The following is an 18,228-nucleotide window of genomic DNA, read 5'->3' as shown; positions in this document are numbered from 1 at the left end:
TGCATCATGCGGCTCCGTAACCGCTATCTGCTGATCTCCCGCATCGCCACCGGCGGTATGGGAGAGGTCTGGCGTGCCCGCGACGAGCTGCTGGGCCGCGAGGTGGCGGTGAAGATCCTGCGCAGCCACATCTACGCCGACCTCACCTTCCGCGAGCGCTTCCGCAACGAGGCGCGCATCACCGCGGCGCTGGCCGACCCGGGCGTGGCGCAGATCTTCGACTACGGCGAGCAGGACGACCTGGCCTACCTCGTGATGGAGCTGGTGCACGGGGAGCCGCTGTCGGCCATCCTGGCACGCAACGGCGCCATCGGGCCCGAGGTGACCCTCGACGTCGTGCACCAGACGGCCAAGGCGCTGCACGCGGCGCACTCGGCCGGGATCATCCACCGCGACATCAAGCCCGGCAACCTGCTGGTCACGCCCGAGGGCACGATCAAGGTGACCGACTTCGGCATCGCGCGCGCCCTGGAAGCGGCGCCGGTGACGCAGACGGGCACCGTGCTCGGCACGGCCCAGTACGTCAGCCCCGAGCAGGCGCAGGGCTTCGCGCTCACGCCGTCGACCGACCTCTACTCGCTGGGCGTGGTGGCCTACGAGTGCCTGGCGGGGCGCACGCCGTTCCGGGCCGACAGCCAGGTGGCGATCGCGCTGCAGCACCTCAACGAGCAGCCGCCGCCGCTCGGGGTCGACGTGCCGGCGCCGGTGCGCGAGCTGGTCATGTCGCTGCTGGCCAAGGATCCCGCGCAGCGTCCCGCGACCGCTCTGGAGCTGGCCGACCGCGCCTACGTGCTGCGCGAGTCGCTGGCCAGCGTGGCACACGGCGCCGAGCTCAGCATGCTCACCGACCCGGGGGGCTTCCGCGTACGCGAGCCGGCCCCTGAGGACGAGCGGGCGACCGACAACCTCGAACCGGCCGCGACGATGCAGGAGCGTCCTGGCGGCCGCAGGAGGGGCGCCAGGACGCTGGCACTGGTCGCCGCGGCGGGCTGCGCCGCGGCGGTGGGGCTGACGGCGATCTCCTTCGCCAACCGGCAACCACCGGCGCCGCCCGAGGTGGCCGAGCCGTCGGTGACGGCACGCGTGACGACGAAGGCACCCTCGCCCCAGCGGGTGAAACCGTCGAAGGCGAAGCCGCGCACACGCCGGCCCACGGTGGTTCCGACGAAGACGCAGAGGCCTATAGCCTCACCTTCGGCTACGGTAAGCAAGACGGCTCCTAGTACCAAGAAGCCGACGCCGAAACCGACCCGGACCACCCCTACCCCTAAGCCCACCCCGACCCCAACGCCCACAGATACACCGACAAGTCCGACACCCACCGCCTCGCCGGACCCGGGTGAAACAAACCCGCCCAAAGAGGAGACGTGATGCGCTACGGGGTCGATGATGGACACCGGCGGCCCCCCGAGCCGGCCGGTACCCAAGATGAACGGTAAGGGACAGTGCAGGAAATGACTCAGCCTCGGCTACTCGGAGGTCGCTACGAGCTCGACGGTGTCGTCGGGCGCGGCGGCATGGCCGAGGTGTATCGCGCCCGAGACATCCGGCTGGACCGCATAGTCGCGATCAAGACCCTCCGCTCCGACCTGGCGCGCGACCACACCTTCCAGGCCCGCTTCCGCCGTGAGGCGCAGTCGGCGGCCTCACTCAACCACCCGGCCGTCGTCGCGGTCTACGACACCGGCGAAGACTCCACCGACGGCAACCCCGTGCCGTACATCGTGATGGAGTACGTCGACGGCCGGACGCTGCGCGACCTGCTGCGCCAGGATCGGCGGTTGCTGCCCGAGCGCGCGGTCGAGCTGGTCGACGGCATCCTGCGCGCCCTCGACTACAGCCACCGCGGCGGCATCGTGCACCGCGACATCAAGCCGGCCAACGTCATGATCACGCGCGCCGGCGACGTCAAGGTGATGGACTTCGGCATCGCCCGCGCGATGGCCGACTCGGCGGCCACGATGACGCAGACGGCCCAGGTGATCGGCACCGCCCAATACCTGTCGCCCGAGCAGGCTCGCGGCGAGCGGGTCGACGCGCGCAGCGACATCTACTCCACCGGCTGCCTGCTGTACGAGCTGCTCACCGGCCAGCCGCCGTTCACCGGCGACTCCCCCGTGGCCATCGCCTACCAGCACGTGCGCGAGGAGCCCATCCCGCCGTCGCAGATCGACCCCGAGATCCCGGCGTGGGCCGACGCGATCGTGCTCAAGGCCATGGCCAAGGACCCGGCGCACCGCTACCAGAACGCCGGCGAGATGCGGGCCGACATCCAGCGGGCGATGTCCGGCATGCCGGTCGACGCCCAGACGATGGCGATGAGCAACTACCAGGGCACGCGGATGATGACCGCGACCCAGACGGCCGGCGGCCCGGCCACGCAGCGCACGGGCGCGATCCCCGACTACCAGTACGACGAGGGCGGCCGCGGCGGCCGGCGCCGGGCCAACAACGGCGGCGGCAACACCGTGCTCAAGACCGCGTTGTGGATCATCATTCCGCTGCTCATCATCGGTGGCTTCATCACGGTCGGCTACGTGGTGTTCGCCGGCAAGGACTCGCCGTCCGACACGATGGTCACGATTCCGTCGCTCGCCTCCCAGGAGGGCTCCTACGCCAAGGGCGAGCTGGAAAAACTCGGGCTGACCGTCACGCTGGAGCAGAAGTTCAGCTCGGAGGTCGAGAAGGGCGCCGTCATCGCCACGGAGCCCGCCGAGGGCACCAAGGTCGAGAAGGAGTCGGGCGTCAAGCTCATCGTGTCCAAGGGCACGGAGAAGGTGAAGGTCCCCGACGGTCTCATCGGCAAGTCCAAGGAGGACGCCGAGGCGATCCTCACCGAGGCCAAGCTGCGCGCCGTCATCAAGACGAGAAACTCGACCAGGCCACAGAACACGGTCATCGCCACCGACCCGAAGGCCGGAGCCTCGGTCGAGCTCAACGGCACGGTCACGCTCTTCATCCCGAAGGAGCTCGGCGAGGTGCCCAGCGTGATCGGCCTCACCCAGGCCGACGCCACCGCGCAGCTCAAGTCCTCGGGCTTCAAGGTCAAGGTCAACCCGCAGCCCAGCAACGACGTGCCGGAGGGCACGGTCGTGCAGCAGAACCCGGGTGAGGGCGCCAAGTATCCGGCGAACACGACGGTCACGATCGTGGTGTCCACCGGTCCCGAGGAGAGCGCGCCGCCGCCCACCGACGAGGTCCCGACGGACGAGGTCCCGACGGACGAGCAGCCGAGCGACGGTTTCCCGGACCAGGACGAGCCGCCCAGCGACGGTGACACCGGCGACGACGGCCTCGGCGGCGGCCTGAACGGCTGAGGTCCCGCGTACGCGCCAAGGGCCGCTCTTCCCCGGCGAGGGGGAGGGCGGCCCTTCGGCTGTGCCTGGCATGAAGGCAGAGGCATGAAAAAAAGCGCCCCCGCCGCTCGGGGGCAACGGCGGGGACGCTCACATGTACCTCGCTCCGGGCGAGAGGTTCGTTACACGATTCCGCACAGCCAATTCCGGAGCAGGCGGTGACCGTGCTCCGACAGCACGGACTCGGGGTGGAACTGGATGCCCTCTATCGGGGCCTCACGGTGCCGCAGGCCCATGATGACGCCGTCCTCCGTGCGCGCGGTCACGTCGAGCGCCGCGGGCACCGTGTCGGGCAGCACGGCCAGCGAGTGGTAGCGGGTCATCCGCACGGGTGAGGGCAGCGTCTCGAACACGCCCTGCCCGTCGTGGGCGATGGCGCTGGTCCGGCCGTGGAAGAGCTCGGGGGCGCGGGTCACGGTGGCGCCGTACGCGATGGCGATGGCCTGGTGGCCGAGGCAGACGCCGAGCAGCGGCAGGCGCCTGCCGGCCGCGTGGTGGACCAGGGGGACGCTCACGCCGGCCGCCTCGGGGGTGCCGGGGCCGGGGCTGATCAGCACGCCGTCGAAGCCGTCGGCGTCGTGGACGCGTACGTCGTCGCGCGGGCGCACGTCGCAGTCGGCGCCCAGCTCGCGCAGGTATTGCACGATGGTGTGCACGAAGCTGTCGTGGTTGTCCACGACCAGCACGCGGCTCATTTCTCTACGGTCACCTCGTCCAGCGTCACCACGGGCTCCAGAAGCGGGAACACGACATACCAGAGTACGGGCACCGCCACACCGGCCAGGACGAGGGCCGTCAGGACCCGGGTGCGCGGGCGGCCGGGCAGCTTGCGCCAGAGCCAGGCGTACATGTCACTCCTCGCGTGGTTCGCTGTCCTTGAGGACGCCGTAGACGATGAGCCGCTCGGCGGCCGAGTATTCGGGGTGGCAGGTGGACAGCGTGATGAAGGCGCGGATGGGCCGGATGTCGGGCTTGCCGGGCACGGGGGCCAGCACGTCGACCTCGTCGGGCCGCACGATGTCCTGGGAGGTCACACGGTAGGTGTGGCGGGCGTCACGGGTCTCCACGATGATCTCGTCGTCGCGTTCGAGCTCGTCGATCTCGTTGAACGGCGCCGCGTACGTGGTGCGGTGGCCCGACAGCACGAAGTTGCCGACCTGGCCCGGCATGGCGGTGTCGGGGTAGTGACCAGGGCCCTTCCTGAGCTGGTCGGCGCCGACGCCCTCGACCACGGCGTAGCGATAGTCGCGGCCCAGCTTGGGGATGCGCAGCAGCGCGACGGCCTGGCCCGGCTCGACCGGCCGCTCGGGCCTGGGCTGCCCGGCCTTCTTCTCCGCGAGCTGGCGCTGGAGCAGCAGCTGCTGGCTCTCGGTGTAGGCGCCGGTGCCCCAGAGCAGGTAGGCGCAGAACAGCATGAGGATCAGGCCCGCGGTGATGCACATCTCCCCCACGGCCCGCAGCATGGCCCGCATCCGGTCAGCGTATTCGGCGGCGAAGAGGCCCAGGGGGATCGCCATGTCATGCGCGTGGCGACTATCCTGGGGCACGCTTCAACTACGCTTATCGAAGAGCCTGTGGACGATCCGGAAGCCCAGGCCCTCAGCAGGAGTTATCCAGTGCCCAAGTCCAAGGCTCGCAAGAAGGCGGTCTACACCCCGCCGCAGAGATCACAGCAGGTCAAGGTCAGCCCGCGCTGGCTGGCGCCCACGATGGTCGTCGCATGGATCGTCGGCATCCTGTGGATCTCGATCTATTACGTCGCACCGCAGGCGCCCTTCTTCAGCGACCTCCAGAACTGGAACCTGCTGATCGGGTTCGTTTTCATCATCTTCGGAGTGGTGCTTTCCACCCGCTGGCGTTAGTTCTTTCCACAGTCTTTTCCACAGGCTGGGGAAGTCAGACCGCGCCCAGGATGGCCGAGGTCCTGACCACCACGAGCACGGCCAGCACGGCCAGCGCTCCCGCGATCGCCAGCACCTGCCAGAGGGTCCTGTTGTTCTTGGGGGCGTAGGCCAGTGCTCCCGACAGCAGCGCTCCGGTGATCAGGCCGCCGATGTGGCCGGTCCAGCTGATGCCGGCGACCAGGAACGTGATGGCCAGGTTGATCACGATGAGCACGGCGATGCCGCGCACGTCGAGGTTGAGCTTGCGGCCCACCACGAAGACGGCGGCGAAGAGGCCGAAGATGGCGCCGGACGCGCCGACCGTCGGCTGGGTGAGCGGGTCGAGCCAGAGGCCGAGCACCGAGCCGCCGAGCGCGCTGACCAGGTAGAGCGCCGTGTAGCGGACGTGGCCGAAGGCGCGCTCCAGGTAGGGGCCGACGACGTAGAGGGCCCAGCAGTTGAACAGGATGTGGAAGACGCCGCCGTGCACGAAGGCCGCGGTGATCAGCCGGTAGTACTGGTCGTAGACGGCCACGCCGGCGGGCCACATGGCCAGCTCGGCCGTGACCTGGTCGCCGGTCAGGTATTGGGCGCCGAAGACCAGGACGTTCAGCGCGAGGATGGCGTACGTGACGATCGGCGTGCGCACGACGTTGCCGCCGAAGGTGGACCTGGCCTGGCGCAGACCCTTGTTGCCCTCGGCCACGCACTCGGGGCACTGGAAGCCGACCGCGGCGTCGCGCATGCAGTCGGGACAGATCGGACGCTCACATCGCTGGCAGCGTACCCACGTCTCCTTGTCGGGGTGTCGGTAGCACGTGGGCACCGCCTGCTCGGGCTGCTCGGGCTGCGGGGGCGGGCTGGGCGGCTGGCTGGTCATGACCGAAGCCTAAGGCTTGCCGAAGCGTGCTGCGCGGGCCCTGAAGGGCAGCGCGGACTCCCCCGGCTCAGGCGAGCCGGGGGTCCGCGATCGGGACAGGTCAGGCAGGAACCTGCTCGATGGTGACCGACTCGACGACGACGTCCTCGGCCGGGCGGTCGCGGTGGTCGGTGCGGGTCTTGGCGATGGCGTCGACCACGTCCTGACCCTCGATGACCTCACCGAAGATCGAGTGCTTGCCGTTGAGATGCGGCGTCGGCACGACCGTGATGAAGAACTGCGAGCCGTTGGTGCCCTTGCCGCCACGGACTCCTGCGTTGGCCATGGCCAGCAGGTAAGGGCGGTTGAAGTAGAGATCCGGGTGGATCTCGTCGTCGAACTCGTAGCCGGGGCCGCCGATGCCCTGGCCGAGCGGGTCTCCGCCCTGGATCATGAAACCGGGGATGACCCGGTGGAAGATCGTGCCGTCGTAGTAGCGGCCGGTGCTCTTCTCACCGGTGCCCGGGTGGGTCCACTCGCGCTGGCCTTCGGCCAGTTCCACGAAGTTTCGCACCGTTTTCGGGGCCTTGGTGGGGAAGAGTTCTACCTTGATATTGCCGCGGTTGGTCTTCAGATTTGCGATCAGCTTCTCAGCCACGAGACAGCTGCCCCCCTCTATGTACAGGGTTGGTTTTGTGGTGTTTTGACATTTATGGCCGTCTGGCCTTCTGAGCCATCCTCCCATGGACGGCCATGATTGAGCCGCCTTGTCCAGGGAAGGTCAGGCTCGGGGCCCCGATAGACAGGGGAGGTTGTCGTGTCCCTGACAATGAAGAGACGCCGCGTGGTCATAGAGGTTCCCGCCACGTGGATGGGCCGAATGAAGGCTCAGGCCGTGCGAACCGGCCACCGGATGCAGCCCATGGCGGACCAGGCCAAGGTGGTCGCCGCCCAGCGCATCGAAGACGCCCGATACTGGGCGGCGCCGCGGCTGGAGTCCGCGGCGCACGGATTCGAGGACCAGGTCGCGCCCAGGGTCAGCGAGATGCTGACCACCGCGGCCAGGAAGATCGACCCCACGCCGTCGCGGTCGCGGCGCTGGCCGATGCTGATGTTGCTCACCGGTCTCGCGGTGGGGGCGATCGGCTACATGTTCTACCGCCGCAACGCACAGCAGTGGACCGAGCACATGAAGGACTCCGCCTCCGATGCCTCACGATGGGTCAATGAGAAGGCGGAGCAGACTTCCGAGTCCACGGACCGGATGGCGACCGACGTGTCGAACAAGGCGGACGAGACGTCTCGCAAGATGTCCTGATCTCGCTGGAAGCGCGCCCCCGAATGCGAACGGGGGCGCGCTTCCGTCGTTCGCGGGGCGCTTCCGTCGCGTACGGGAGCGTTGACGTACGACCAAGCGCTTGCTACAACCCCGCTATGGCGCTGTCACCCCTCGACGACTTCCCGGTGCATCAGGCGGCCCAGGTCATGCGGCACGTGACCACCGGCGACCGCAACTTCTACGACCGCTACTACTTCAACTGCCACGCCGCCTCCGACGAGCTGATGCTGATCGTCGGCCTCGGCCAGTACCCCAACCTGGGCGTCACCGACGCCTTCGCCTGCCTGCGCACCCGCGACCTGCACCGCGTCGTCCGGGCCTCGCGCGAGCTGGGCGCCGACCGGATGGACACGAGCGTCGGCCCTTTCCGTGTCGAGGTGATCGAAGGGCTCAAGCGGCTCAGGGTGGTCCTGGAGCCGAACGAGCACGGCCTGTCCTTCGACCTCACCTGGGAGGGGACGATCCCGGCCGTGCTGGAGCCCCGGCACTTCCTGCGCTGGCAGGAGCGGATCGTCTTCGACTCCGTACGCATGGCGCAGACCGGCCGCTGGTCAGGACACATCAGGATCGGGGCGGACGAGGAGATACCGGTCACCTCCGACCGCTGGATGGGCACCAGGGACCGGAGCTGGGGCATCAGGCCCGTCGGCGAACCCGAGCCGCCCGGCATCCAGGCCAAGAACTCCGGCACGTTCTACTGGCTCTACACGCCGATGCGCTTCGACGACCACGCCATCCTCTGCATCATCCAGGAGGACGAGCGGGGCCGCCGGCTGCTGGAGGAGGCCGTACGCGTCTGGTCCGACGGACGCGAGGAGGAATACCTCGGCAGGCCGGAGTACCGTCCGGTCTACGCCCCCGGCACCCGCGACGTCGTCGAGGCCACGATCACGTTCGCGCCGCCCGGCGGCAAGCCGTTCGACGTGCGCTGCACGCCGCTGCTCCCCGTCCACCTCATGGTCGGCACCGGCTACGGGCTTGAGCAGGAGTGGCGCCACGGGATGTACCAGGGGCCCGAGCCCGTCGTGCAGGGCGTGACGCATCGGCTGCCCGACGACGCGGCCAGGATGTGGGGCCTGGTCGACGCCGTCGGGCGCTTCGAGTACGACGGCCTGGTCGGCCATGGACTCTACGAGTACTGGGCCCTGGGGCCGCACCCGTCGTTCACGGACTGAGCCGTTATTCGGCCTTCTTGCAGTGGATCGAGACGGTCTTGGCCACACCGTCCTTCGGCGGCTGACCCGCCTCGGTGTGGCTCGGCTCGGCCGGCTCGGCCGCCACGGCGTGGCCCGCCTCCGCCTCCACCGGGAGCATGGCGCCCTTCTCCGGGACCTCACCCGGCGCGAGCTTCCTGGCCTTGATGACCATCTGCGGCTCGCCCTCGGCCCCGTCGCCCGGCTCCACCACCCGCAGGGCCACCCCCTCGGCTCCGGCGGGCACCGCCTTGCCGTCGGGTACGGTCAGGACGTCCTTGGCCGGCAGCGCCGGCGTGAGCTCGATGGTCTTGCCGTCGCTCGTCGTGCAGACCACTTTCGAGCCGGCCGTGGGCGCGGGGGTCTGGTCGGCCATCGCGGATCCGGCCACACCGGTGATGGCGAGCACGGCGACCGCACCGAGCACCGCGAGACGTCTCTTGAACATGGGGGCTCCTCACTGGGAATCGATCGAACGTCTCCGAGATTGACCTGCCGTACCTGAAGTGATCCTGAAGAGGGCTCAAATGATCTTCAGCTTGGCTTTAGGTCCCGTGAGGCACCCTGGACGATGTGCGAGTGTTACTGGTGGAGGACGAGGAGCGGCTGGCCGACCTGGTCAAGGGCGGGCTGGCGGGCGAGGGCTTCGCGGTCGACGTGGCCCACGACGGGCGCGACGGGCTGTGGATGGCCACCGAGAACACCTACGACGTGATCGTCCTGGACGTGATGCTGCCCAGGATGAACGGCTACGCCGTCTGCTCCAAGCTGCGCGAGGCGGGCGACTGGACGCCGATCATGATGCTCACGGCCAAGGACGGCATCTACGACGAGGCCGAGGCGCTCGACAACGGGGCCGACGACTACCTGGCCAAGCCGTTCTCGTACGTGGTGCTGCTGGCCAGGCTGCGCGCGCTGGTCCGGCGGGGCGGGCGCGAGCGGCCCGTGTCGATCAGCGTCGGCGACCTCGTGATCGATCCGGCCGGGCTGCGCTGCCGCAGAGGCGAGGTGCAGATCGGGCTGACGCCGAAGGAGTTCGCGGTGCTGCACGCGCTCGCGCGCCGGCCCGGCGAGGTGGTCTCCAAGAGCGAACTGCTCTCCCAGGCGTGGGACTTCTCCTACGACGGCGACCCGAACATCGTCGAGGTCTACATCAGCGCTCTGCGGCGGAAGATCGACGTGCCCTTCGGCAGGGCGACTCTCATGACGGTCCGCGGGGCCGGCTACCGGCTGGAGGCGGCGTGAGCGCGGCTCGGCGGTTCACCTGGCGCGCACCGCTCCGGCTGGTCACCTGGCCCGCCTGGATGCGACGGGAGCAGTCATCGGGCGGGCTGGCGAGCGGACCCGCAGGCGGGTTCTCGTCGGTGCGGGTGCGGGCGACCGTCGCGGCCACGCTGGTCGTGGCGCTCGCCCTGGGAGTGGCGGCCCTGGTACTGATCACGGCGCTGCGGGGCACGCTGGAGAACAGCGCCGACGCCGCGGCGGCCAGGAAGGTCTCGGCGGTGCTGCCGTACGCGGAGACGATCGAGCTCTACTCCGCGGAGGCGCCGCCCAGCGGGATCTTCGAGCGGACCACCGAACCGACAGACGGGCGGGCCGGCGCGCGGACCAAGGAGCCGACCTCCGGGCGGACCGACGAGCCGGCCCCTGGGCGAACCGAGGAGCGGACCGCGGAGCCCCTGAGCCCACCCGTCAGAACACAACCCACGGAGGCGGGGATGACCGCTCCGATCAGGGTCTACCAGGCGAATCCGAAGGACGGCACGGTGGCGCGGATCGCCGACCCCGACGTCCTGCTGACCAGGCGGGCCGACGCGGCGGAGGGCTGGGCGAAGCCCGGCCAGTACGCCGTCGCCAGGGCCCAGGTGGCCACCGCCGCAGGCCCCGCCGTGGTGATCGGCCGGGCCTCGCTGGAGAGCGCGGAGGAGGCGCTGAACACGCTGTACGGTGCGCTGCTGCCCGGCGTGCCCGCGCTGCTGCTGGTGGTGGCCGGCATGACCTGGCTCTCGGTGGGCCGCGCGCTCGGCCCCGTGGCCGCGATCAGGGCCAAGGTGGCCGACATCACGGCCCGCGATCTGCACCAGCGGGTGCCCGTACCGAGCTCGAAGGACGAGATCGCGGCGCTGGCGACCACCGTGAACGGCACCCTCGACCGGCTGGAGACGGCCGTGGAGCGGCACAAGCGCTTCGTCGCCGACGCCGCGCACGAGCTGCGCAGCCCCATCGCGACCCTGCGGGCCCGGCTGGAGCTGGCCGAGTCGAGCGAGCTGACCGTGGAGGCCCTGGCCGACGTCGAACGCCTGCAGTCGCTGGCCGCCGACCTGCTCATGCTGGCCAAGCTGGACGCGGGCGAGCCGCTGCGGGCCGCCGAGCTGGACCTGGGCCAGGTGGCGGCGGAGGCGTCGCTGCGGGCCAGGCGGCGGCCGGAGGTGCGGGTCGAGCTGGACGTCGAGCCCGACGTGGTGATGCGGGGATCGAGCGCGCATCTCGACCGTCTGGTGACGAACCTGGCCGACAACGCCGTACGGCACGCGGCCTCGACCGTACGGGTGCGCGTGGCCGCCGAGGCGGGCCAGGCGGTGCTGGAGGTGTGCGACGACGGCCCGGGGATCCCGCCGGAGCACCGGGAGGCGGTGTTCGACCGCTTCACCCGGCTGGACGAGGCGCGGGCCAGGGACGCGGGCGGCGCGGGGCTCGGGCTGCCGATCGCGCGGGACATCGCGCTCCTGCACGAGGGCTCACTCGTGTACGCCGGCTCCGGCTTCGTCGCGCGCTTCCCCCTGTACGACGGGTAGCGCGTAGGTGATGTGCCGCCTGGCGATCGCGAACCCGGCGCGCGCGTAGACGCCGACGGCCCCCGTGGGGTTGTCGACGTCGACGCCCAGCCCGGCGCTGTGATAGCCCTGACGAGAGAGGACGGCCAGGGCGTGCGCCATCAGCGCGCCCGCCACGCCCTTGCCGCGCCACTCCTTGAGCGTGCCGACGATCTGGATCCACGCCTGGCGCTCCTCGCGACGGGCGTTCTGGGTCTCGAAGACGTGCGTGATCAGCACGCCCACGGCCCGGTCACCGGCCAGCGCCAGGAACGACGACTCCGGCCGGAAGTTCACGGAGCCGGTGATCTGGCTCCTCCAGCTCTCCGGCGTGTGCGCCACGTAGCCCCAGTGGTCGCGGAACGACTCGTCGCGCACGCGGCGGGCCCCGTCGTCCAGCTCGGGCGTCCAGGCGGCGATGCGCACGCCTTCCGGGGTCCTGAGCGGGGGCAGCTCGCCCGGCAGGCGGCGTTCCATGTCGGCGAAGGTGCGGGCGACGGCGAACCCGGTCCGCTCGGCCAGCGCCCGCAGGCCGTGGTTGTCGTGGTGGGCGAGGAGATGGAGCTCCGCCTCCGCGCCGGGGAACGCCCTGGCGCTCAGCCCCGGCGCCGTACGGACGGCCCAGTCCACGATCCGGCGGCCGAACCCCTGCCTGCGGTAGGCGGGGTGCACCCCGCCGGAGAAGCGCAGATAGTGCTTTCCGCCCTCGGCGGACTGCCGGACCGGCAGGTAGCCGAACGCCACGATGCGGTCGCCGTCCCTGGCCGCGATCGTGCCCTCGGCCAGGTCGATCAGGGGGTGGGCGAGTCGCTCGGCGGCCTCGTCCACGCCGTGCAACTCACCGGTCCTGTCCTCGGCCTCCACCGCGGCGTAGAGCTCGGCCAGCCTTCCGGCGTCCCCTGGTTCCAGCGATCCCCACCTCATGCCGGGCAGCCTAGGCGAGCCGGGCGGAACATCTGAACCGATCACCGATACGGACGAGCCCGTCGGCCGCGACCACGCCGGAGACCTCGGTGATGAGCTTCTTCGTCATGGCCGGCTCACCCGCGTGTTCTGGAAGGAGGCGAAGCGCCAGCCCTCGGGGGTGCGCAGGGCGGTCAGCGTGATGACGGAGGCTCGGCTGGGGTCGGGCTCGCCGTTCAGGGTGGAGGTGCCGCCGATGACGAGCACGGCGACGTCGTCGGTGAGTTGCCTGATCCGCGGCTCCCGGTCGCCGCCCGCGAGCTTGATCGGGGTCTCGAACAGCTTCCTGTGCACCTCCTCGATGGCCTCGCGGCCCTCCAGGTGCAGCCCGAAGTAGGTGATGTAGTCGGCGTCCTCGGTGAACAGGCCGGCGTAGCCCGCGGCGTCCCCGGCGTTCCAGGTCTCGGTCATGCGCTCGGTCAGTCGGATGATCTCGGCGGACATGTCATGACTCCTTCTGCCGCGGCGCGGTCGATGAGACCACGCCAGGTCGTCAGGGCATGACGCTATAGCGCTACTTCCTATATTGCAAGTTGCACTATTGAGTGTGGCGGACCGTCTCAGGCGTCCAGTTGCATGAAGGCGCGCTCGATGACCTGCCTGGTGACGTCCTCGGGATAGGGGAAGAGCTTGATCAGGTCCCGCAACCCCTCCACATGGGCCCGCTTGGCCAGCTCGGCCACCTGCACCAGCTCGTCGTGCTGCTCCTGCGCGAACGCCCGGTCCACCACCGCGCCGTGCCCCGGCACGATCACCGGCTCGGGCATCTCCGCCAGCATCGCGGCCGTCGTCGCGGGCCAGTCCAGCGGGTACGAGTCGCTGAACGCCGGCGGCGCCCCCTCCTCCACCAGGTCCCCGGCGAACACCACGCCCGCGTCCGGCACCTGCGCCACGATGTCGTTGCTGCTGTGCCCGAGCCCGAAGTGCCGCAGATGCACGATGCGCCCGCCGATGTCGAGGCTGGCCGCGGCCGTGAACGTGTGGTCGGGCGGAACGATCGTGACCTCCTCCATCTCCTCGCGCCGCTCGGGGTGATGCTTGATCACGCCGGCCCGGTTCTCCTCGCCGTACCGCTCGATCTCCTCGGCGCACCTGGCGTGGCCCCAGATCTCGGCGGGACGGAAGAGCGCGTTGCCGAAGTAGTGGTCGAAGTGGGAGTGGCTGTTGACGACCGTCCACGGGGCGGCGGTGATTCGCCTGACCGCCTCGACCAGATCCGCCGCCTCCTGGTGGGAACTGCGCGTGTCGAGCACCAGGCAGTGCCCGTCGCCCACGATCAGCCCCGTGTTCAGGTCGAACGACCGATGACGCCGGACGTATACCCGGTCGCCGACCTCATGCCATTGCTCGTTCATGCCAAGGAACCCTACTTTTAGCCGCGGTGAATGGCATATGCCTTGGCGACCTACCCGCGTCAGCCGCGCAGGTACGCCAGCACGGCCAGCACCCGCCGGTGCCCGTCGGCGGCGGGCGGGAGGTCGAGCTTGGCGAAGATGCCGGCGATGTGCTTGGCCACGGCGGCCTCGGTGACGTAGAGCTCCTTGGCGATCGAGGCGTTGGACCGGCCCTCGGCGATCAGGCCCAGCACCTCGTGCTCGCGCGGGGTCAGCCGGGCCAGCGGGTCGCGCCGCCGCCGCAGGAGCTGGCGCACCACCTCGGGGTCCACCACCGTGCCGCCCGCGGCCACCCGGTCGAGGGCCTCGACGAACTCGCGTACGTCGCCGATGCGGTCTTTCAGCAGGTAACCGATACCCGCTCCTGTTTCGAGCAGTTCGCCGGCGTACGTCTGCTCGACGTACTGGCTGAGCACCAGCACCGCCAGCGCCGGATCCCGTCGGCGCAGCTCCAGCGCGGCCCGCAGCCCCTCGTCGGCGAAGCCGGGCGGCATCCGCACGTCGGTCACCACCACGTCGGGGCGGTGTGCGGCGACGGCCTCGATCAGGGCGGGGGCGTCGCCGACGGCGGCGGCGACGGTGTGGCCGAAGCGTTCGAGCAGCCCGGCCAGGCCCTCGCGGAGCAGGACGGCGTCCTCGGCGATCACCACGCGCACGTGCTCTTCCTTCCCTTCGCGGTCTGCGGGTTCGCGCTCATTGACAGTCCGTCTGGTACAGGTTCGCGCTCACGGACAGGAAAACTCTGCCCGGCACGGGTTCGCGCGCTCATGGGCAGGGGATCTCCGCGCGGACCAGGGTCGGGCCGCCGGGCGGGCTGGACAGGGACAGTCTTCCGCCCACCACCGCCAGCCGGTCGGCCAGCCCGGTCAGCCCCGTCCCCTTCGCCTGATCGGCGCCGCCGACGCCGTCGTCGCGTACCTCGACGACCAGCGTGCCCGCCTCGATTCGGCCGGTGACGTGCCCTCTGGTGGCCCGGCCGTGCCTGGCCAGGTTCGTCAGGGCCTCGCTGACGACGTAGTACGCGGTCACCTCGACCGGCGCGGGCAGCCGGCCCGGCAGGGACACGTCCACGTCCACGGGCACCGGCGAGCGCCCCGCCACGTCGTGCACCGCCGCCGCCAGCCCTCGGTCGGTGAGCACCCGGGAGTGCACGCCCCTGATCAGCTCGCGCAGCTCGGCCAGCACCTGCTTGGCCTCCGCCTGGGCCGCCCCGACCAGCCGGGCCGCCTCGGAGTCCCCGGGCAGGTCCAGCCCGGCCATCCCGAGCGTCATGGTCAGGGCGACCAGCCGTTGCTGCGCGCCGTCGTGCAGGTCCCGCTCGATCCTGCGGCGTTCCGTCTCGTACGCGTCCACCAGCCGCGCCCGCGACCGCAGCACCTCGTTCAGCTCGGAGCCCTGCGGCGCCAGCACCGCACGCACCATGGCCCCTCTCGCCCCGGCCCAGGCGGTGATCGTGTACGCGGCCACGGGCAGCAGCAGGACACCCGCGACGAAGGCCAGCACCCCGGTGACCGGCGTCGCCTCCGGCTGGACGAACCAGGTGAGCGCCACGACCAGGGGGCCGCCGACCGTGACCGCCAGCATGACCAGGTCGATCCACCACAGCGCGAGCAGCGTCATGACGACCAGCCCGGCCTCGCGCCCGCGCCTGTCCTGGGTCACCGGCAGCGGGACGGCGTCCACCAGGCGCAGCCGGGCGCGTTCGAAGGGGGCGACGATCGGGACCGCCCCGGCCAGGGCGGCCAGGCCCGTCACGACGCCCAGGGCCGGGGTGACCAGCGTGCCGCCGTAGGCCGCCGCGGCGACGAGCCCGGCGGCCGTCCCTGGAACGACTCCGGCCACCAGGTACGCCGCGCCACGCCACGGCCAGGCGGAGGCCAGGAACGGGAGGGGGCGCCGCGTCAGGGCTTCGAGGGCGGTCCTGTTGAGCACCTTGTGACCGTATCCGCTGGTGGGAGGGCAGACAGTAGTGCTGGGTAGAGCATTTCGCCCACCCGAGCCCGCTCACGACACCCCGTTCAGCACGCCCGATCGTCGCGTCCGTTCACCGGGTACGGACCGCGCGTCGTCAGGCGGTCACGGTGCCCCGGCGGCCGTACCGGTCCGCCACGGCGTCGAACAGCTCCACCGCGCGTCCCAGATCCCCGACCTCCGCCGCCGGCTGCCCGAGCTGCGGGTCGAAGCACTCGAACCCCGACTCGCTCGTCACCACGGCCGCCACCTCGTACAGCAGCCCGACCACCCGGCGGGCCTCCTCGCCATGGGTCCGGTAGGGGACGCTCATCTCCCAGCCGCCCTCCCAGTGATTGACCGAGATGCCGGTGTCCTCGTGGTCGAGCTCCCAGTTCGGCGGGTACTCGACGATGCGCACCTCGCCCAGCAGCTCGCGGGTACGGCCGACGATGTTCTCCCATGCCTCCAGGTCGGGCCGCAGCGGCTCCGCCCGCGCGTCGGCGGCCTCCAGCGCCTCGTCCCATGACTGGCCGGGGGCGCGGCGGGTGAAGTAAAGGTCGTAGCTCATGGGGGACGAAGGTACTAGGTGCCGGATCTTGGTGGTTACGTGCGGAACGTCAGGCCCTCGAACGCACCCGACGTCCGCCATCGGTCGATGAAGGCGAAGTACGCCACCGCCCCGTGCGGGTGGCCGACGTTGAGCCGGTCCTTCATGCCGAGGTCCCGTCCCTCGTTGTTGTAGTAGCCGGGGGTGCAGTCGGGGGAGCCGAGCATGCGGCCTGCGCCCGACAGCAGCAGCTCGACCCAGCCCTGCTCGGCCTCCGCCGACGCCTCGACCTGGGCGTACCCGTGCTCGACCGCGTGCTTGACGGTCGCGGCGATGGTTCTGCCCGCCTCCGTCAGGTTGTGCGGGATGTTGGAGATGAGGTTGGCGCCCTGCGTCGGCTGCACGAGGAAGGCGTTCGGGAAGCCGTGCGCGTGGATGCCGTGCAGCGTGCGCATGCCCCGCTCCCAGCGCTCCGACAGCAGGACCCCGTCGCGCCCGGTCAGGTCGTAGCCGGCCCGGCGGGTGTAGTCGGTGCCGACCTCGAAGCCGGAGGCGTAGATCACGCAGTCGACCTCGTACTCCTTCCCCGCCGCCAGCACACCCTTCTCGGTGATCCGGGTCACGCCCTTGCCGTCGGTGTCCACGAGGTGGGTGCCGGGTACGTTGAACGCCTGCAGATATTCGTCGTGGAAGCAGGGCCGCTTGCAGAGCTGGCGGTACCACGCCTTCAGCCGCCGCGCGGTCTCCGGGTCACGCACGATGCTGTCGACGCGGGCGCGGATCTCCTCCATCTTCTCGAAGTCGGAGTCCTCGAACGCGGCCAGCATGTTCTCCTGGGTGAGCTCACTTCGCGGGATGGCGCTGATCTTGGAGCGGTAGCGGCGGGCGATGTCGGTCCAGCCGTCCATCACCAGGTCCTCGTCGGCCGCGCCGCCGGTCTGGTTCGCGGTGAAGTTCTCCAGCCAGCGCTGCTGCCAGCCGGGCGTGGCGATCGTGGCGAACCAGCCGGGGTCGGTCGGCCGGTTGTCGCGTACGTCGACCGAGGAGGGCGTGCGCTGGAAGACGTACAGCTCGGCGCAGGCCCGCGCCAGGTGCGGGACGCACTGCACGGCCGTGGCGCCGGTGCCGATGACGGCGACCCGCTTGTCCGCCAGCCGGTCCATGAGCGCGCCCGTGGGGTCGCCGCCGGTGTAGTCGTAGTCCCAGCGGCTGGTGTGGAACGAGTGGCCGCCGAACTCCTCGATCCCCGGGATCCCGGGCAGTTTCGGCACGTGCAGCGGGCCGATGCCCATGGCGACGAACTGGGCGGTGAACGCGTCGCCGCGGTTGGTTCTGATGATCCAGCGGGAGCGGGCCTCGTCCCAGGTCAGGTCCAGGACTTCGGTGTGGAACAGGGCGTTGTCGTACAGGCCGAAGTGTTTGCCGATGCGGCGGCAGTGTTCGAGGATCTCGGGGGCGTGCGCGTACTTCTCGGTCGGCATGTGGCCGGTCTCTTCGAGCAGCGGCATGTAGACGAACGACGCCGTGTCGCACTGGGCGCCGGGGTAGCGGTTCCAGTACCAGGTGCCGCCGAAGTCGCCGCCCTTCTCGACGATGCGCACGTCGTCGATGCCGGCCTCCTTCAGCCTGGCTCCGGTGACGAGCCCGGCGAAGCCGCCGCCGATGAAGGCAACGGTCACGTGGTCGGTCTTGGGGTCGCGCTCGGTCATCGGGGTGTAGGGGTCGTCGAGGTAGTGGGCGAAGCGACCGGTGAGGCGGAGGTACTGGTCGTTGCCGTCCGGCCGGAGCCGCTTGTCGCGCTCTTCGCGGTATTTGCGGCGAAGGGCGTCCCTGTCGATGGTCGGGCGCTCTGTCATGCATCCCTCCGGAGGCGGGGACGGGGCGACAACAATTCCAGAATGTCATTCGGAAATGGCCTCCGACAAGCT

General features: G+C 70.4%; 20 protein-coding genes. 7 read left to right on the top strand and 13 right to left on the bottom strand.

Features of this window, described 5'->3' with window-relative positions:
- Positions 1-6: 6 nt before the first annotated feature.
- Positions 7-1,371 carry a serine/threonine-protein kinase gene (locus AB0C28_RS03060; RefSeq protein WP_357839314.1) on the top strand — a complete coding sequence of 455 codons (1,365 nt, stop codon included), beginning with the start codon at positions 7-9 and terminating at the stop codon, positions 1,369-1,371.
- An 83-nt stretch (positions 1,372-1,454) separates the two neighbouring features.
- A complete protein-coding gene (gene pknB, locus AB0C28_RS03055; protein WP_357839317.1) occupies positions 1,455-3,317 on the top strand; it encodes a Stk1 family PASTA domain-containing Ser/Thr kinase in 1,863 nt (620 codons plus the stop codon).
- 161 nt (positions 3,318-3,478) lie between these two features.
- Here pknB and AB0C28_RS03050 read toward each other — a convergent pair whose 3' ends face one another.
- The 3 genes from AB0C28_RS03050 to AB0C28_RS03040 are packed head-to-tail and all read right to left on the bottom strand — an operon-like array spanning position 3,479 to position 4,873.
- Entirely contained in the window at positions 3,479-4,051 is a 573-nt protein-coding gene (locus AB0C28_RS03050; RefSeq protein ID WP_346102121.1) for a gamma-glutamyl-gamma-aminobutyrate hydrolase family protein, read from the bottom strand.
- Positions 4,048-4,206, bottom strand: coding sequence for a hypothetical protein (locus AB0C28_RS03045; RefSeq protein WP_358072957.1), 159 nt, complete (start codon positions 4,204-4,206; stop codon positions 4,048-4,050). The genes AB0C28_RS03050 and AB0C28_RS03045 overlap by 4 nt, the downstream gene beginning before the upstream one ends.
- Before the next feature lies 1 nt (position 4,207).
- On the bottom strand, positions 4,208-4,873 hold the full coding sequence (locus AB0C28_RS03040) for a class E sortase (RefSeq protein ID WP_357839324.1): 666 nt from the start codon (positions 4,871-4,873) through the stop codon (positions 4,208-4,210).
- Positions 4,874-4,972: 99 nt separating this feature from the next.
- On the opposite strand from AB0C28_RS03040, the gene AB0C28_RS03035 reads away from it, so the two are divergent.
- Entirely contained in the window at positions 4,973-5,218 is a 246-nt protein-coding gene (locus tag AB0C28_RS03035; protein WP_106247376.1) for a cell division protein CrgA, read from the top strand.
- A 34-nt stretch (positions 5,219-5,252) separates the two neighbouring features.
- On the opposite strand, the gene AB0C28_RS03030 is transcribed toward AB0C28_RS03035, so the two are convergent.
- Both AB0C28_RS03030 and AB0C28_RS03025 read right to left on the bottom strand, forming a co-directional pair.
- Positions 5,253-6,119, bottom strand: a complete 867-nt coding sequence (locus AB0C28_RS03030; RefSeq protein ID WP_357839327.1) for a rhomboid family intramembrane serine protease — start codon at positions 6,117-6,119, stop codon at positions 5,253-5,255.
- Between the two features lie 100 nt (positions 6,120-6,219).
- On the bottom strand, positions 6,220-6,744 hold the full coding sequence (locus AB0C28_RS03025; RefSeq protein ID WP_357840651.1) for a peptidylprolyl isomerase: 525 nt from the start codon (positions 6,742-6,744) through the stop codon (positions 6,220-6,222).
- Between the two features lie 249 nt (positions 6,745-6,993).
- On the opposite strand from AB0C28_RS03025, the gene AB0C28_RS03020 reads away from it, so the two are divergent.
- Together AB0C28_RS03020 and AB0C28_RS03015 are read left to right on the top strand one after the other, a co-directional pair.
- Positions 6,994-7,416: a YtxH domain-containing protein gene (locus AB0C28_RS03020; RefSeq protein WP_357839330.1), complete on the top strand. Its 423-nt coding sequence runs from the start codon at positions 6,994-6,996 to the stop codon at positions 7,414-7,416.
- Positions 7,417-7,532: 116 nt separating this feature from the next.
- On the top strand, positions 7,533-8,612 hold the full coding sequence (locus AB0C28_RS03015; protein WP_357839335.1) for a hypothetical protein: 1,080 nt from the start codon (positions 7,533-7,535) through the stop codon (positions 8,610-8,612).
- A gap of 4 nt (positions 8,613-8,616) precedes the next feature.
- Here the strand turns inward: AB0C28_RS03015 and AB0C28_RS03010 are convergent, their stop codons facing one another.
- Positions 8,617-9,078 carry a hypothetical protein gene (locus AB0C28_RS03010; protein WP_357839338.1) on the bottom strand — a complete coding sequence of 154 codons (462 nt, stop codon included), beginning with the start codon at positions 9,076-9,078 and terminating at the stop codon, positions 8,617-8,619.
- Positions 9,079-9,203: 125 nt separating this feature from the next.
- Here AB0C28_RS03010 and AB0C28_RS03005 point away from each other — a divergent pair, with 125 nt between their 5' ends.
- Positions 9,204-9,875, top strand: coding sequence for a response regulator transcription factor (locus AB0C28_RS03005; RefSeq protein ID WP_346102107.1), 672 nt, complete (start codon positions 9,204-9,206; stop codon positions 9,873-9,875).
- Positions 9,872-11,425, top strand: coding sequence for an ATP-binding protein (locus AB0C28_RS03000; protein WP_357839341.1), 1,554 nt, complete (start codon positions 9,872-9,874; stop codon positions 11,423-11,425). Before AB0C28_RS03005 ends, AB0C28_RS03000 begins: the two co-directional genes overlap by 4 nt.
- Here the strand turns inward: AB0C28_RS03000 and AB0C28_RS02995 are convergent.
- The 7 genes from AB0C28_RS02995 to AB0C28_RS02965 all read right to left on the bottom strand — a co-directional run bounded on the left by AB0C28_RS02995 (position 11,369) and on the right by AB0C28_RS02965 (position 18,156).
- On the bottom strand, positions 11,369-12,367 hold the full coding sequence (locus AB0C28_RS02995) for a GNAT family N-acetyltransferase (protein ID WP_358072956.1): 999 nt from the start codon (positions 12,365-12,367) through the stop codon (positions 11,369-11,371). The genes AB0C28_RS03000 and AB0C28_RS02995 overlap by 57 nt on opposite strands.
- 105 nt (positions 12,368-12,472) lie before the next feature.
- On the bottom strand, positions 12,473-12,850 hold the full coding sequence (locus AB0C28_RS02990) for an SgcJ/EcaC family oxidoreductase (RefSeq protein WP_358072955.1): 378 nt from the start codon (positions 12,848-12,850) through the stop codon (positions 12,473-12,475).
- A 116-nt stretch (positions 12,851-12,966) separates the two neighbouring features.
- Complete coding sequence (locus AB0C28_RS02985) at positions 12,967-13,761, bottom strand: MBL fold metallo-hydrolase (RefSeq protein WP_358072953.1); 795 nt, start codon at positions 13,759-13,761, stop codon at positions 12,967-12,969.
- A 59-nt stretch (positions 13,762-13,820) separates the two neighbouring features.
- Positions 13,821-14,456, bottom strand: a complete 636-nt coding sequence (locus AB0C28_RS02980; RefSeq protein WP_358072951.1) for a response regulator transcription factor — start codon at positions 14,454-14,456, stop codon at positions 13,821-13,823.
- 109 nt (positions 14,457-14,565) lie between these two features.
- Positions 14,566-15,732 carry a sensor histidine kinase gene (locus AB0C28_RS02975; RefSeq protein ID WP_358072949.1) on the bottom strand — a complete coding sequence of 389 codons (1,167 nt, stop codon included), beginning with the start codon at positions 15,730-15,732 and terminating at the stop codon, positions 14,566-14,568.
- A 136-nt stretch (positions 15,733-15,868) separates the two neighbouring features.
- Positions 15,869-16,321, bottom strand: coding sequence for a hypothetical protein (locus tag AB0C28_RS02970; RefSeq protein ID WP_358072947.1), 453 nt, complete (start codon positions 16,319-16,321; stop codon positions 15,869-15,871).
- Between the two features lie 35 nt (positions 16,322-16,356).
- Positions 16,357-18,156, bottom strand: a complete 1,800-nt coding sequence (locus AB0C28_RS02965; protein WP_358072945.1) for an NAD(P)/FAD-dependent oxidoreductase — start codon at positions 18,154-18,156, stop codon at positions 16,357-16,359.
- Positions 18,157-18,228 lie beyond the last annotated feature (72 nt).

The sequence above is a fragment of the Nonomuraea sp. NPDC048892 genome (assembly GCF_040649735.1).
Lineage (GTDB): Bacteria > Actinomycetota > Actinomycetes > Streptosporangiales > Streptosporangiaceae > Nonomuraea > Nonomuraea maheshkhaliensis.
Note: the sequence above shows the minus strand (reverse complement) of the source record. Positions and strands in the feature narration are given on the sequence as shown.